The sequence below is a fragment of the Bacillus sp. NP157 genome, assembly GCA_018889975.1.
Taxonomy (GTDB): domain Bacteria; phylum Pseudomonadota; class Gammaproteobacteria; order Xanthomonadales; family Rhodanobacteraceae; genus Luteibacter.
The window spans coordinates 3,722,419-3,737,019 of sequence record CP076546.1; the positions used below are offsets into that span (position 1 = coordinate 3,722,419).

Annotated in this window: 13 protein-coding genes; 5 read left to right on the forward strand and 8 right to left on the reverse strand. The window is 67.0% G+C overall.

All coding sequences use genetic code 11. The annotated features are described in order from the left end of the window. Both KPL74_17005 and KPL74_17010 read right to left on the reverse strand, forming a co-directional pair. On the reverse strand, positions 1–1,455 hold the full coding sequence (locus KPL74_17005; GenBank protein ID QWT19432.1) for an efflux RND transporter periplasmic adaptor subunit: 1,455 nt from the start codon (positions 1,453–1,455) through the stop codon (positions 1–3). After that, the gene (locus tag KPL74_17010) at positions 1,452–2,966 is read right to left on the reverse strand and encodes an efflux transporter outer membrane subunit (GenBank protein QWT19433.1); all 1,515 of its coding nucleotides are present in this window, start codon (positions 2,964–2,966) and stop codon (positions 1,452–1,454) included. The genes KPL74_17005 and KPL74_17010 overlap by 4 nt, the downstream gene beginning before the upstream one ends. Positions 2,967–3,144: 178 nt before the next feature. Here KPL74_17010 and KPL74_17015 point away from each other — a divergent pair, with 178 nt between their 5' ends. Then, on the forward strand, positions 3,145–3,939 hold the full coding sequence (locus tag KPL74_17015; GenBank protein ID QWT19434.1) for an undecaprenyl-diphosphate phosphatase: 795 nt from the start codon (positions 3,145–3,147) through the stop codon (positions 3,937–3,939). A gap of 130 nt (positions 3,940–4,069) precedes the next feature. Here the strand turns inward: KPL74_17015 and KPL74_17020 are convergent, their stop codons facing one another. After that, positions 4,070–5,050 (reverse strand): LysR family transcriptional regulator, encoded by a 981-nt coding sequence (locus tag KPL74_17020; GenBank protein QWT19435.1) that lies wholly within the window; start codon positions 5,048–5,050, stop codon positions 4,070–4,072. Between the two features lie 253 nt (positions 5,051–5,303). On the opposite strand from KPL74_17020, the gene KPL74_17025 reads away from it, so the two are divergent. The 4 genes from KPL74_17025 to KPL74_17040 are packed head-to-tail and all read left to right on the forward strand — an operon-like array spanning position 5,304 to position 11,905. Next, positions 5,304–6,503: an efflux RND transporter periplasmic adaptor subunit gene (locus KPL74_17025; protein QWT19436.1), complete on the forward strand. Its 1,200-nt coding sequence runs from the start codon at positions 5,304–5,306 to the stop codon at positions 6,501–6,503. Positions 6,504–6,509: 6 nt separating this feature from the next. Continuing rightward, positions 6,510–9,698: an efflux RND transporter permease subunit gene (locus KPL74_17030; protein ID QWT19437.1), complete on the forward strand. Its 3,189-nt coding sequence runs from the start codon at positions 6,510–6,512 to the stop codon at positions 9,696–9,698. Positions 9,699–9,701: 3 nt separating this feature from the next. Beyond that, complete coding sequence (locus KPL74_17035; protein ID QWT19438.1) at positions 9,702–11,135, forward strand: TolC family protein; 1,434 nt, start codon at positions 9,702–9,704, stop codon at positions 11,133–11,135. Further along, entirely contained in the window at positions 11,132–11,905 is a 774-nt protein-coding gene (locus tag KPL74_17040) for an SDR family NAD(P)-dependent oxidoreductase (protein ID QWT19439.1), read from the forward strand. Before KPL74_17035 ends, KPL74_17040 begins: the two co-directional genes overlap by 4 nt. Positions 11,906–11,911: 6 nt before the next feature. Here KPL74_17040 and KPL74_17045 read toward each other — a convergent pair whose 3' ends face one another. Genes KPL74_17045 through KPL74_17065 form a run of 5 tightly spaced genes read right to left on the reverse strand, consistent with a single transcriptional unit; the run spans position 11,912 to position 14,543 of the window. Then, positions 11,912–13,069, reverse strand: a complete 1,158-nt coding sequence (locus KPL74_17045; protein ID QWT19440.1) for an AI-2E family transporter — start codon at positions 13,067–13,069, stop codon at positions 11,912–11,914. Continuing rightward, on the reverse strand, positions 13,066–13,383 hold the full coding sequence (locus KPL74_17050; protein QWT19441.1) for a hypothetical protein: 318 nt from the start codon (positions 13,381–13,383) through the stop codon (positions 13,066–13,068). The genes KPL74_17045 and KPL74_17050 overlap by 4 nt, the downstream gene beginning before the upstream one ends. A 6-nt stretch (positions 13,384–13,389) precedes the next feature. After that, positions 13,390–13,872 (reverse strand): hypothetical protein, encoded by a 483-nt coding sequence (locus KPL74_17055; protein ID QWT19442.1) that lies wholly within the window; start codon positions 13,870–13,872, stop codon positions 13,390–13,392. 23 nt (positions 13,873–13,895) lie between these two features. Beyond that, positions 13,896–14,318: a DUF883 family protein gene (locus tag KPL74_17060; GenBank protein ID QWT19443.1), complete on the reverse strand. Its 423-nt coding sequence runs from the start codon at positions 14,316–14,318 to the stop codon at positions 13,896–13,898. 60 nt (positions 14,319–14,378) lie between these two features. Next, positions 14,379–14,543: a DUF1328 domain-containing protein gene (locus KPL74_17065; GenBank protein ID QWT19444.1), complete on the reverse strand. Its 165-nt coding sequence runs from the start codon at positions 14,541–14,543 to the stop codon at positions 14,379–14,381. Positions 14,544–14,601 lie beyond the last annotated feature (58 nt).

Consider the following 14,601-nt stretch of genomic DNA (forward strand, 5'->3'; position numbering starts at 1 on the left):
TCAGCCGCCGCGCTTGGCCGGGACCGGCGTGGGCGTGGTGTCCACGGTGTTCTGGCGGATGATTTCCTCGGCGTGCTGGTCGGCCTCGCCCATTTCCTGCTCGTAGACATTGGTCGTGGCGAGCGGCTTGCTACGCGGCGTGTCCGACAGCACGCGGCCGTCGCGGTCGTGGGTATCCACGTTCACGTCAGTCGACAGGCCGATCCGCAGCGGGTGCTTGCGCAGGTCCTCGGCATCGATGGCGATCCGCACCGGCAGGCGCTGCACCACCTTGATCCAGTTACCGGTCGCGTTTTCCGCCGGCAGCAGCGAGAACGCGCTGCCGGTACCCGCGTTCAGGCCGACGATCTTGCCGTGGTAGTCGATGTCCGAATACATGTCGGTGGAGATCTTCACCGGCTGGCCGATGCGGATGTGTTCGAGCTGGGTTTCCTTGAAGTTCGCGTCGATCCACAGATCCTGCAACGGCACGACGGTGAGCAGGTCCTGCCCAGCCTGGATGCGCTGGCCGACCTGCACCTGGCGGCGTGCGGCATAGCCTTCGATCGGCGAGACGATCGCGTTGCGACCGTTGTTGACCCACGCGTTGCGGAACTGCGAGCGCGCCTGGACCACGGCCGGGTAGTTCTCCACCGTGGTGCCGTCGACCTGCGCGTGTGCCGCGGCAGCTTCGCGTTCGGCGGCGTCCAGCGCGGCCTTGGCCTGCTGCATCTGGCGCTTGCCGGTGTCGACTTCTTCGGCCGATACGGCACGGCGTTCGAGCAGCGGGTGGCGCCGGTTGTACTCGTCGCGTGCCTGCTCGTACTGGGCGCGGCGCTGCGGAATCGCGGCATCGGCCTGGTTCGCCTGCTGCATCTTCGCCTGCGCTTCGCGCACGGCCTGGGCCAGCTGGCCCTCGGCGTTCATCAGCGCGACGTTGGCGTCGACCGGGTCCAGCTTGATCAACACCTGGCCCTGGTGCACGCGGTCGGTTTCCTCCACGCCCACCTCGATCACCGTGCCGGCGACGCGCGACGAGATCGTCACCATGTCGCCCTTCACATAGGCGTCGTCGGTCGTCTCGCGCTGCGAGAAGACGAAGATGTACATCAAAAGCCACGCCAGGCCCGCGAGGATGAACACCGCGGCGATGATCGAAAGGATGATGACTTTCTTGCGTTTGGCCTTCGGGTCTTCCTTCTTTTCTTCCTTGCCGTCCTTGTCCTTGCCGTCCTTATCCTTGCTTTCCTTGTCGCCGCTGTCCTTCGCGTCGCCGTCCTTGTCCTTCGCCTTGTCTTCGCCGTCGTCGGCGCCGTCCTTGCCATCCTTGTCTTCGTCATCGTCGCGACGCTCGCCGCGCGGCGATTCGTCGCCGTACTTGTGCAGGTATTTGTAGCGGTACTTGTACGGCTGCGGCGGCGTGGCGCCTTCCGCACCCTCGGCGCCTTCGCGCGGGTCGTCGTTTTCGGGCGTCATCGCGGGGAGTCCTTACCGGCGGCCGTGGCCGGAAGCGCGGGCACGTCGTCGGCGTGGTAACCGCCGCCCAGTGCGTGGATGAGTGAGAGGTTGGCCGAGAGCATCTGGCTGGTGATCTGCAGGCGCGCGTCCTGCTGCTGGTCGAGCTGCATGTCGGCATTGAGCCAGTTGCGATCGTCGATCAGCCCTTTCGAGCGACGGTCGGCCGCCTTGCTCTTCTGCGCCGCGCTGGCGTCGTACTGGCGCTCGACCTGAACGCGCTGGTTGTCCAGCATCTGCAGGGTGGCGATGCCCTGGGCGATGTCGCCCGCGGCCTGCACCACCGCGCCGTCGTACTGGGCGACGGCCGAATCGAGCTGGGCCTGGGCGCTTTCGAACTGGGCGCGCAGGCGGCCACCGCTGAAGATCGGCAACTGCACCGACGCACCGAGGTTGCCCAGGGTCAGGTCCGTGCGGCTGCCGGAGCCAAGGTCCGGGTAGGTGCGCAGGAACGCGCCCAGGGCCATGAGGCTGACGTCCGGGTAGTACGCCTTGCGCGCCTGGTCGATACCCTTCGCCGATGCTTCGATCTGCCAGCGGGCGGCGACGATGTCCGGGCGGCGTGCGAGCAGGCCGAGTCGCGCATCGTCGGGCAGGCGCACGTCCGGGCTGGGCAGCGGCGCGGGCTTCAGGTCGCCGAGGTCTTTCGGCGAGACGCCGGCCAGCGCGGCGAGCTGGGCCAGGTCGAGGCTGGCCGCCCCTTCCAGTTGCGCGACGTTCTGCCGGGTCTGGGCGAGCTGGGCGTCGGCCTGGTCGAGGTTGGTTGGATCGTCCAGGCCGCCATGCACGCGCAGTTCCACCAGCTCGCGGTACTGCGCCGAGAGATCGGCGGCGTGCCGGGCCACGGCGAGCCGGGCCTGCTGGGCCTGCCAGTCGAAGTAGGTGTTGACGACGTTGTATTGCAGCGAGGTCGCCGCCGACGCGCGTTCCGCTTCCGCCGCGCGCGCCTGGCCGACCGACGCTTCCACGGCCGCCTTCTGCTTGCCCCACAGATCCAGGTCCCACGTGGCCAGCGCGCCGGCCACGCCGCTGTTGCTCCAGCTCGAGCCGGGATTGAGCTGGAAGCCCTGGGCGCTGCCCGTGCCGCCGGGCACCTGGCCCTTCAGCGAGACATCGTTGTAACCATGCCCGCCGTTGAGCAGGCCACGCACCTGCGGATTGAGCTCGGCCTTCGCCGAATCCACCGCGCGCAGGGCAGCGCGGTAGCGCGCTTCGGCCTGCTCCATGTTCGGCGAACCACGCATGGCGGTATCCACGAGGCGATCCAGCTGCGCGTCGGCGTAGCGCTTCCACCACTCCGGCTGGGGCCAGCCCGCCTGCTCGGTCGGCAGGCCGGCGATCGGCACTTCGTCGCGCGGCACGAAGGCCGGCGGACGCACGGGCGGCGCGCAGCCCGCCACGAGCGCCGCGACGGCGACGGCGCCGACGAGCAGGCCGCCGGTCAGACGGCTTGGCCGATGGGGAATGGGCATGTCGAATCCGTGTGAAAGTTCTTGCGAGACGTGTGCACGGTCTTGCTGCGTCGCCGAAAAGTAGCAATGCACGGCGTAGGCGGGGCGTGACGGTTCACCGACTGAACTAAGTGGCGTGGCATCGGCCGGCGCTGCGGCTAAGCTACGCGGGTTTGTTTCGCCACCGGACGCCCTACCCGTGAATGACCTGCTCAGCGCCATCCTCCTCGGCATCGTCGAGGGGATCACCGAGTTCCTGCCCATCTCCAGCACCGGCCACCTGCTGATCGCCGAACGCTGGCTGGGCGCGCGCTCCGACCTGTTCAACGTGGCGATCCAGGCCGGCGCGATCCTCGCGGTGACCTTCATCTACTGGCGGACGCTGTGGAGCTTCGTGCAGAACTGGCGCCGCCCCGAGACGCGTGCCTACATCGCCAAGCTGGCCGTGGCCTTCCTGATCACCGCTGTGCTCGGCCTGATCGTCACCAAGATGGGCTTCAAGCTGCCCGAGAACATCACGCCGATCGCCTGGGCGCTGATCATCGGTGGCGTGTGGATGCTGGCGGCCGAACAGGTCGCGGCGAAACGGCCGGACCAGGCCGCCATCACCTGGCGTGTCGCGATCCTGGTCGGCCTGGCGCAGATGGTCGCCGGCATCTTCCCCGGCACCTCGCGCTCGGCCGCGACCATCTTCGTGGCGATGCTGGCGGGCACGAGCAATCGCGCGGCAGCCACCGAGTTCGCCTTCCTTGTCGGTATCCCGACGATGTATGCGGCGACGGGCTATGAATTGCTGAAGACGTTCCAGCACGGCGGTGCGGCCGGTGAGGACTGGAGTGGGCTCGGCATCGCCTTCGTGGTCTCGACGATCGTGGCCTTCGCCGCGGTGAAGTGGCTGCTGGGATATATCCGCTCGCACCGGTTCACGCCGTTCGCGGTTTACCGGATCGTGGTGGGTATCGCGCTGCTGGTGTTCTTGCCGGCGGGTGGTTGAAGGAAAGCATCGCGCGCGGGCGCGCTGCTACAGGGGTGCCGCGACCTTGTAGGAGCGCGCCTGCGCGCGAATAAAAACATGGCGGCGCAGCCGCACCCGCTGCAAACGCGCCCGCCCGACCGCCCGTCGCTCAGGCCACGGCCGCCATCGCCGGAATCTTCTTCCGCACGGCTTCCAGCTCGGCCTGCTGTTGCTGGACCAGCCGGCACTGCGGATCACTGGTGCGCTGGAACAGCTCGCTGGTCCACTCGATGAAGGCCTGCACGCGCGCCGACAGGTGGCGCTTCTGCGGGTAGACGATCCATAGGTTGGAACCGGTGGAGATCGTGTCGGTCATGATGATCTCGAGCATACCCTTGGAAAGCGCGCATGCGGCGAGACAGTGCGGCGCCTGGATGATGCCGAGGCCGGCGATGGCCGCCTGGATCACCGACTCACCGTCGTTGATCATCATGTGGGCGTCGACATCGACGGCCACGCGCCCGCTGGGCGAATCGAACTGCCACTGCGAGGGCTTGCCGGTGGCCGGGTGGACGAAGTTCACCGCGCGGTGGCTCTTCAGGTCTTCGATCGAGCGGGGGGTGCCGTGGCGGGCAAGGTACGCCGGCGACGCACACAGCACATTGCTGAAGTGACCGATCTTGCGGGCGATCAGGCTGGAATCGGCCAGTTCGCCCATGCGAATCGCGCAGTCGAAGCCTTCCTCGTTCAAGTCGAACGGGAAGTCGCACATGGTCAGTTCGAGCCGGATATCGGGGTAGCGCTGTTCGAATTCCGCCAGGTTGGGAATCAGCGCCGCCCGTCCCACGGACGATGACGCCGCCACCCTCAGCTTGCCCGCCGGCTTGGTCTTGGCGTAGCCCAGGGCCTCCGTCGCCTCGCTCAGGTCTGCAAGGATCTCCTTGCATCGTGAGTAGAATGCGCTCCCATCGTCGGTTAATCGCAGCGAACGTGTCGAGCGGAAGAACAGCCGGGCACCCAGGCTTTCCTCCAGCCGGGAAATGGCGCGGCTGACGCCGGACGGGGTCATTTCGAGATGGGTCGCGGCAGCCGAGAAGCTCTTCGCTTCCACCACCCGCACAAACACGCTGATCGCCGAGAAGTCTTCCATCGCCAACTCCGGTTCGGATTGATTCGTGACTACGCGTCACAGCCGAAGTGATTGTAGACCCATTTTTGGCTTGACGCGCAAGACCTAAGTTACGCAGCCAGAGCAAGAGCGGCGGTGGGAGAGGGGAAGTGGGCGCGGTCTTCGGGAGCACTCGAGGCCGGGCGGCATCGCTCCCCATCCCAACCACCGCCCCGCGCGCCCATTCTTCGCCCCCACTTCCCACCTCCCATCTCCGCTTCCCAGGCCTTCCCTCATGAAGAAGAAAATCCTGTTCGGTTCATCGGCCCTGGCCGTGGCGGTCGCTTCCGCCATCTGGCTCGGCTCCCCGTCCACGCGTGCCGCGGAGCCCGCGGCCGCGCTGCCCGCCCCCGAGGTCACGGTCGCCCAGGTGCTGCTGCGCCCGGTCAGCGACAGCAACACCTTCACCGGCCGGATCCAGGCCGTGGACACCATCCAGATCCGTCCGCGGGTCAACGGCTATGTCGACACCGTGCACTTCCGCGAAGGCGCGCTGGTGAAGAAGGGCGACCTGCTCTTCACCATCGACCCGCGTCCGTACCGCGCCGAAAGCGACCGCCTTGCCGCCAACCTCGCCCAGGCCCGCGCCGAAGCGAAGAACGCCGACGCCAACGCCGCGCGCGGCAGCAAGCTCGTGCAGCAGCACGCCGTGTCGCAGGAAGAAGCCGATCGCCTCGATACCGCCGCGGCCAGTGCACGCGCGCAGGTGGCTTCGGTGCAGGCGGCGCTCGACAACGCCCGGCTCAACCTCTCGTTCACCGAAGTGCGCGCACCGGTCGATGGCAGGGTCAGCAACGCGCAGATCACCGCGGGCAACCTGGTCACGCCGAGCGACACCCTCACCAGCGTCGTCACCACCGACCCGATGTACGTGTACTTCGACGTCGACGAGCAGAGCTTCCTGAAGCTGGATCGCCTGCGCCGCCAGAACGGCCACGCGCCGGAAGTCGACATGGGCCTCGCCGACGAGCAGGGCTATCCGCACGAAGGCAAGATCGATTTCGTCGACAACCAGGTCAAGGCCGGCGCCGGCACCATCCGCCTGCGCGCCGTGTTCCCGAACGGCGATGGCAGCTTCACCCCCGGCCTGTTCGCACGCGTGGAACTGCGCAGCGGCACCGCACAGCCGCGCGCGCTGATCGACGACAAGGCCGTCGGCACCGACCTCGGCAACAAGTTCGTCTACGTGCTCGGCAAGGACAAGAAGGTGGAATACCGCCGCGTGTCCACCGGTGCCCTCGTCGATGGCCTGCGCGTCGTCGATAGCGGCCTGAATGCCGAAGACGTCGTTATCGTGAATGGCCTGCAGCGTGTCCGCCCCGGCGTGGAAGTGAACGCCAAGCGGGTCGCCATGGCTTCGCTTGTTCCCGACAGCGCACGCAATGTCGCCAGCCGCCCCGCCGGTGTCGACAGCGTGGCGCAGACGCAGGACTGATCCACCATGAAAATCGCCCAATTCTTCGTCGAACGCCCGATCCTCGCGGGCGTGCTGTCGGTGTTGTTCCTGATCGCGGGCAGTATCGCCGTGTTCAAGCTGCCGATCAGCGAATATCCCGAAGTGGTGCCGCCGACCGTCGTGGTGAAGGCGACCTACCCCGGCGCCAATCCCAAGACCATCGCCGAAACCGTCGCCACGCCGCTGGAAGAACAGATCAACGGCGTGGAAGGCATGCTCTACACCTCGTCGCAGTCCACCAGCGACGGCGCGATGACGCTGACCGTGACCTTCGCCCTGGGCACCGACCTGGATAACGCGCAGGTGCAGGTGCAGAACCGCGTGGCCCAGGCGCAGCCGCGCCTGCCCGAGGAAGTGCAGCGCCTCGGCGTCACGACGACCAAGAGCTCGCCCGACCTGACCATGGTCGTGCATCTGACGTCGCCGGATAACCGCTACGACATGCTCTACCTGTCGAACTATGCACGCACGCACATCAAGGACCAACTCGCCCGCCTGGATGGTGTCGGCGACGTGCAACTGTTCGGTGCCGGCGAATACAGCATGCGGATCTGGATGAATCCGGAGAAGCTGGCCATTCGCAACCTGACCACGGGCGACGTGGTCAAGGCGATCCGCGAGCAGAACATCGAGGTCGCCGCCGGTGCGTTGAATGCACCGCCCGGCCCGAACAGCAACGCGTTCCAGGTCAACATCAACACGCGCGGCCGCCTGATCAGCGAAGACGACTTCAGCAACATCATCGTGCGTAGCGACGGCGGGTCGGTTACCCACCTGCGCGACGTGGCGCGGGTGGAGCTGGGCTCGAACAACTACGCGCTGCGCAGCCTGCTCAACAACAAGGAAGCCGTGGCGATCCCCATCTTCCAGCGCCCGGGTTCGAACGCGATCGCGATTTCGGACGAAGTGCGCGCCGAGATGGCCACGCTGAAGAAGGAATTCCCGCAGGGCGTCGACTACTCCATCGTCTATGATCCCACCGTGTTCGTACGCGGCTCGATCGAGGCGGTGGTGCACACGCTGTTCGAAGCCATCATCCTCGTGGTGCTGGTGGTGATCCTGTTCCTGCAGACCTGGCGTGCCTCGATCATCCCGCTGGTGGCGGTGCCGGTTTCGCTGGTGGGCACGTTCGCCATCATGTACCTCGCCGGCTTCTCGCTGAATGCGCTGTCGCTGTTCGGCCTGGTGCTGGCGATCGGCATCGTGGTCGATGACGCCATCGTGGTGGTCGAGAACGTCGAGCGCCACATCGAGCATGGCCTCGAGCCGAAGATGGCGACCCGCCAGGCGATGACCGAAGTGACTGGCCCGATCGTGGCAACGGCGCTCGTGCTGTGCGCCGTGTTCGTGCCCGCCGCCTTCATCAGCGGCCTGACCGGCCAGTTCTACCGCCAGTTCGCGCTGACCATCGCCATCTCCACGGTGATCTCGGCCTTCAACTCGCTGACGCTGTCGCCCGCCCTCGCCGCGATCCTGCTGAAGGGCCGCGACGAACCGAAGGATAAGCTCACGGTGTGGATGGATCGCAGCCTTGGCTGGCTGTTCCGTCCGTTCAACCGCACCTTCGAACGCGCCTCGCACGGTTACGTCGGTGGCGTGCAGAAGATCCTGCGCTTCTCCGCCGTGGTGCTGGTGTTGTACGCGGGCCTCGTCGGCCTGGGCGTGCTCGGCTTCGCCAGGACCCCGACCGGCTTCGTGCCGACCCAGGACAAGCAGTACCTGGTGTCGTTCGCGCAGCTTCCCGACGCCGCCTCGCTGGATCGTACCGAAGGCGTGATCCGCCGCATGGGCGACATCGCGCTGAAGGACCCGGGCGTGGAGAGCGCCGTGCAGTTCCCCGGCCTTTCGATCAACGGCTTCACCAACAGCACCAATGCCGGCATCGTGTTCGTCACGCTGAAGCCGTTCGAAGAGCGTCGCGCCAAGGACCTCTCGGCGGAAGCGATCGCCGCACGCCTCAATGGCAAGTTCGCCTCGATCCAGGATGCGTACATCGCGATCTTCCCGCCGCCGCCGGTAAACGGCCTCGGCACGATCGGCGGTTTCCGCATGCAGATCGAAGACCACGGCGACCTTGGTTTCGAGGAGCTGTACAAGCAGACCCAGAACGTCATCGGGCAGAGCCAGAAGACGAAGGAGCTCGCGCACCTGTTCACCAGCTACCAGGTCAGCGTGCCGCAGTTCGACGCCGACATCGATCGCGAAAAGGCGAAGTCGGAAGGCATCGACCTGGGCGATGTGTTCCAGACCATGGCCGCGTACCTCGGCTCGCTCTACGTCAACGACTTCAATCGCTTCGGCCGCACCTACCAGGTGAACGTCTCCGCGGAGCCGGGCTTCCGCCATGAGCCGTCCGACGTGGCTGACCTGAAGACGCGCAATGCCGCGGGCGACCTCGTGCCGCTGGGCTCGTTCCTCACCGTGCGCCAGAGCAACGGCCCGGACCGCGTGCAGCACTACAACGGCTACCCGACCGCCGAGATCAACGGCAGCGCGGCGCCGGGCTTCAGCACGGGCCAGGCCCAGGAAGCGATGGAGAAGCTGGTCAAGGCCAACCTGCCCAACGGCATGACCTACGAATGGACCGAGCTCACCTACCAGCAGATCCTCGCCGGCAACACGGCCGTGCTGGTGTTCCCGCTGTCGGTGCTGCTGGTGTTCCTGGTGCTGGCCTCGTTGTATGAAAGCCTGAGCCTGCCGCTGGCGGTGATCCTGATCGTGCCGATGGTCCTGTTGTCGGCGATCACCGGCATCATCCTCACCGGTGGCGACAACAACATCTTTACCCAGATCGGCCTGATCGTGCTCGTCGGTCTCGCCTGCAAGAACGCGATCCTGATCGTCGAGTTCGCCCGCGAAGCCGAGATCGAAGGCATGAACCGCGTCGACGCCGTGCTCGAGGCTGCCCGCCTCCGACTGCGCCCGATCCTTATGACGTCGTTCGCTTTCATCATGGGCGTGGTGCCGCTGGTGACCTCGCACGGTGCCGGTGCGGAGATGCGCCATGCCATGGGCGTGGCGGTGTTCGCCGGCATGCTCGGCGTCACCTTCTTCGGCCTGATCTTTACCCCGCTGTTCTACGTGCTGATCCGCGGTTGGAACGAGCGTACCGAGGCACGCCGCCAGGCGCGCCGCGAGCGCCGTCTTCTCGAACACGCGGCTCGTGAGGTCTGATCCATGAAAACGTTCATTCGTTCCACGGCGCTGTTCACCGCCCTCGTCCTCGCCGGTTGCGCGAGCGTGGGCCCGGACTACCACGCGCCGAAGGAAGCCCCGGTCACGCTGCAGGGTGTCGACACCACGCAGCAGACCACGGCCAACTTCCAGGCCCAGTGGTGGAAGCAGTTCGGTGACCCGACGCTGGATGCACTCATCCAGCGCGCGGCCACCAACGCGCCCGACCTGAAGATCGCCCTCGCCCGTTTGAACCAGGCGCGTGCCGCGCTGGGTACCGCGAAGTCGCAGCAAATCCCTGACGTGGAAACGGGTGTCTCGTACACCCGTAGCCGCGAGCAGCAGCCCGGCTTCACCGACCAGCGCGTCACCACCACGGCGTACCAGGCCGGCTTCGATGCCTCCTGGGAGCTCGACCTGTTCGGTGGCGTGCGCCGCTCGGTGGAAGCCGCGCGTGCCGACGCCGCCGCGGGCGAGGCCTCGGTGCAGGATGCGCAGGTCACGCTGTTCGCCGAGGTCGCGCGTAACTACTTCGACCTGCGCGGCACCCAGCTGCGCATCGACGTGGCGAAGCGCGACATCGCCAACCAGCAGGATTCGCTGAAGGTGATCCAGGCCCGCGTGGATGTCGGCACCGGTGCCGAGCAGGACCTGGCCAGCGCGAAGGCACGGCTGGCGTCGGTCGAAGCGCAGCTTCCGGTCCTCGAGACGCAGGCGTCGGCGGACCAGTTCCGCCTCGCCGTGCTGCTCGGCGAGCGCCCGGGCGAGCTGGGCATCGACCTTTCGCCGGCGACGTTCAAGCCGATCGACGTCAGCCTCGCCATCGGCGGCGCCGACGACGTGCTGTCGCGTCGTCCGGACATCCGCATCGCCGAGCGCGAGCTGGCCGCGGCGAACGCACGCATCGGCGTGGCCAAGGCCGACTGGTTCCCGCACGTGTCGCTCGGTGGGTTCATCGGCTTCCTCGCCGGCCGTAGCAACGACTTCGGCGGCGCCGATTCGCGCGCGTTCTCGCTGGCCCCGAGCATTTCGTGGCAGGGCCTGAACGTGCAGCGCGTCGCCTCCGGAGTGAAGGGTGCGAAGGCACGGGCGGAAGAAGCGCATGCGAACTACGACCGCACCGTGCTCACGGCGCTGGAAGATGTCGACAACTCACTGGTCGGCTTCAACCAGCAGCGCGTGCGCGTGGAGAAGCTGCTGGTACAGGCGAAGGAAAGCCAGCGCGCCGCCGAACTGGCGAAGCTGCGTTACGACGCCGGCCGCACCGACTACCTGGAACTGCTCGATGCGGAGCGCACCCAGCTCTCCGCCGAAGACCAGCTCGCGGAAGCCGAAGCGGCGATCAACGTGCGCGCCGTGCAGCTGTACAAGGCACTCGGCGGTGGCTGGGAAGCCTGCGGCAACACCGCGTGCAGCGAGGTTGCAAAGGTGCCATGAGCAGCGCGAAGGTTCATCGCCTGCCCGTGCGGGCGAAGCGGCCGTCTTCCATCGCGACCGAACCGCCGCTCAGCCAGCGCATCGCGCTGGTGAGCGGCGCCAACCGTGGCATTGGCCTGGAAGTGGCGAAACAACTCGCCTCGCTGGGCGTCACCGTCTTCATGGGCATGCGCCACCCGTCCAGGGGCGAGGCCTCGCTGAAGGCGGTGCGCGACCTTGGCGGCGATGTGTATGCGCTGAAGCTCGATGTGACGAAGCAGAAGGACATCGATGCCGCCATCGCGCATATCGAGGGACGCTTCGGCCGGCTCGATATCGTGGTGAACAACGCGGGCGGCCATTTCGACCACGCGGGCAAATCCGCGGAAGGCGACCTCACCAATATCCGTGGGGCGCTGGACGTGAACCTGCTCGGCGCATGGGCGCTCACTGCCGCGGCGCTCCCGCTGATGCGCCGGCACGGCTACGGCCGCATCGTCAACGTATCCAGCGAGTGCGCCGTGCATGCCATGTGCGGCGAGAAGGCGCCTGCCTATCGGATTTCGAAGGCGGCGCTGAATGCGTATACCCAGGTGATCGCCAAAGAGATGCAGGGCAGCGGCATCCTGATCAACGCCGTATGCCCAGGCTGGACGGCCACCGATCTTGGCGGCGCCGGCGGCAGGCCGGTGGCCGAGAGCGCGGAAGGCGTGGTCTGGGCTGCGCTGGTCAGCGAGCAGGAAGCCGGCACCGGCGATTTTTATCGCGATCGTGCGCGTATCGCGTGGTGATCGTCGCTAGCGCGAGATGATGTGGGCGAACCATTCCCAGCCGCGGAGTTTCGCGGTGATCAGCTTGACACAGGTGAGCATGGGCACCGCGAGGATCGCGCCGGGAATGCCCCAGATCCAGCCCCAGATCAGCAGCCACAGCAGGATGGCCACGGGGCTGAGCCGCGACCGGCGGCCCTGCAGCATCGGCGTCAGAAGGTTGCCTTCCACGGCGGTGATGCCGGCGAAGGTGCACGCCGGTAGCAGGGCGGGACCGAGCTCCTGGAAGTGCAGCGCGCCGACGACGGCCAGGACGGTAGTCGTGGAGATGGCGCCCACGTAGGGGATGAAGTTCGCCACGGTGGCGAAGCAACCCCACAGCAACGGATCGGGTACGCCGTACAGATAGAGCATGGCCGCCGTGACCAGTCCCAGCGTGACGTTGATCGCGGCGGTGAGCAGCAGGTAGCTGGACACCTCGACCTGGATACTGCGGACGATGCTGACCGTATGTCGCTTGTAGGCGAATGTCGGCGAGATCTCCACGGCTCGCCGCAGGATCTCGTCACCGTAGACGAGGAAGAAGAACACCAGCAGCGCGACCGTCAGCACGCTGGCGATGATCTTCGGCGCGGTGGACACGATATCCCACGCGTTGAAGGCGAAGCTGCTCGGCTGCTGCGCGTTGCGCACTACCGTGCCACCGACCAGCGTCTGCGTCGCCCGGCTCGCCGCTTCGATCTGCTGGGTCATCGGCTTGATCTTCGGCGCGAACGCACGCATCGCCGCCGGTGCTTCATGGAACCAGTTGAGCGCGGGCTGCGACAGGGTCGCCACCGCCGTGACCAGGCCGACACCTAGCAACAGCATCACCGTGACGGCGGCAAGCCAGCGCGGGATGCGCCAGCGCGCGGCGGCCGCCACGATCGGATTCAGCGCCAGGCCGATGAAACCCGCCAGCACCAGCGGCACCAGCAGCGACTTGGTGATCGCGATGGTGTACAGCAGCGCCAGCATGATGAGGATGGTGAGGCCGATCCGCACCGCACGCAGGTGACGCGAGATCCGCCGGGTGTTGCGGCTACTGCCAGGCTTGCGCTTCGACAGCGTTGCCAGCGTCGCGACGGCGACGCCCGGTGCACGGACCGGGAGCTGCGCAGGAAGAGGGGGCGATGGATCGCTCACGCGGCATCGTCGGCGGCATCGGCCGCGTCGCCCGCCATCTCGCCGAGGAAGCTACCCGCGGCGATCGATACGATCTTGCCGACGATGTCGGCGGTGCCACCCGCGACGAGGCTGCTGACACCGGGCACGGCGAGTGGGTTGATCTTGATGTTGCTGAGCAGGAAGCCCGCGCCAGCGGACATGCCGACGACGGTGAGCGGGTGCTCGTAACCGCGGGCGATCAGGGCAGCCGCCGGCTCGACCGTTTCGGCGCGTGCAGCGACGACTTGCGCCCGCGCCGCGGTGACCTTTGCCAGACTGCTGAAAATGCCCATCGTCGTTTAATCCTTCTGCCTCAGCACGCCTTCGGCCTTGCCCTGCGCCGCCGCCTGTTTCGCCAGCGTCGCCAGCTCGGCACGGGTGGCCGGCAGGGTAAGCCAGCGCATGCCGTGGCGGAAGACCAGGATCGCAAGGAGCAGCAGGATAACCTGCAGGCCGGCCAGCGCGGCCAGTGCCCACGCCCATGAACCGAACCACTGGGCGAGGCCCCAGCCGGCGAGCGCCAGCAAGGTGAAACCGAGCCCGACCGCGAAGGTGATCGCCGCCAGGCCCATGAACAGCATCATGACGATGCCGCTGCGCGCCAGCCCGACTTCTGCCGCCGCCAGCTTCAGCTGCGCGGCGAACAGGTTCTTCAGGCCGACGCCGAGGCGGCGGACGTCGTCGACCCATGCCGGCATCGACAGCGACGGGCCCGTCGGGGCCTCGTCACCGGGTGCCGGGTCGTCCTGCCTGTCCCGCCCGGGGGAACCGTCTTCCAGCATGCAATGGCCCCTGGGTCGTTGGATCAGTTACGCAGGATACGGCCCGCGAGCCAGCCGGCGGCGACCGCCATGGCGATCGACTGTACCGGCTTCTCGCGCACGTATTCACGGGCGACATCGAGCCAGTCGTTCGCCTTGTCGACGGCGTCGTCATAGGCTTCCTTGCTGCGCAGCTTGGCTTCTTCCGCCTTCTCGGCCGCGCGGGTCGCGCCATAGGCAGCGCGGTCGGTCGCACCATGCAGCTTGGTTTCCACCGAATCCGCGGCGCGGTCGACGGCTTCCTTCGTGCGGTCGGCGGCGCGGTCCACCGCGTCCCGGGTCCGGTCGACGGCATCCGAGGTCGCCTGCTTCACCCGCTCGGCGCGCTCTTCGATGCGTGCCGCAGCCGATACGGTGTTCGCGGCGGCATTGGCGACGTTGGCGACGTGGTCGTCGGGCTTGTTCATGGCGGTCTCCGTGGATGCTGGGATGGGGAGCTTAGGGAAGCGTAGGTGACGTCGAGGTGGTCAGACCCTGGGGCCGCGGCCACGGAAGAACGAAACGATGGCAAGGATCAGGAAGATGATGAACAGGACTTTGGCGATGCCTGCCGCCGTACCCGCGATGCCGCCGAAACCGAAGATGGCCGCGATGATCGCGATGACCAGGAATACAAGGGCGTAGTGCAGCATGGTGGGTCTCCTCCCGGGATAGGTGCGGCCTCATTTAGGCTCGCTGGCCGCGCAGGGT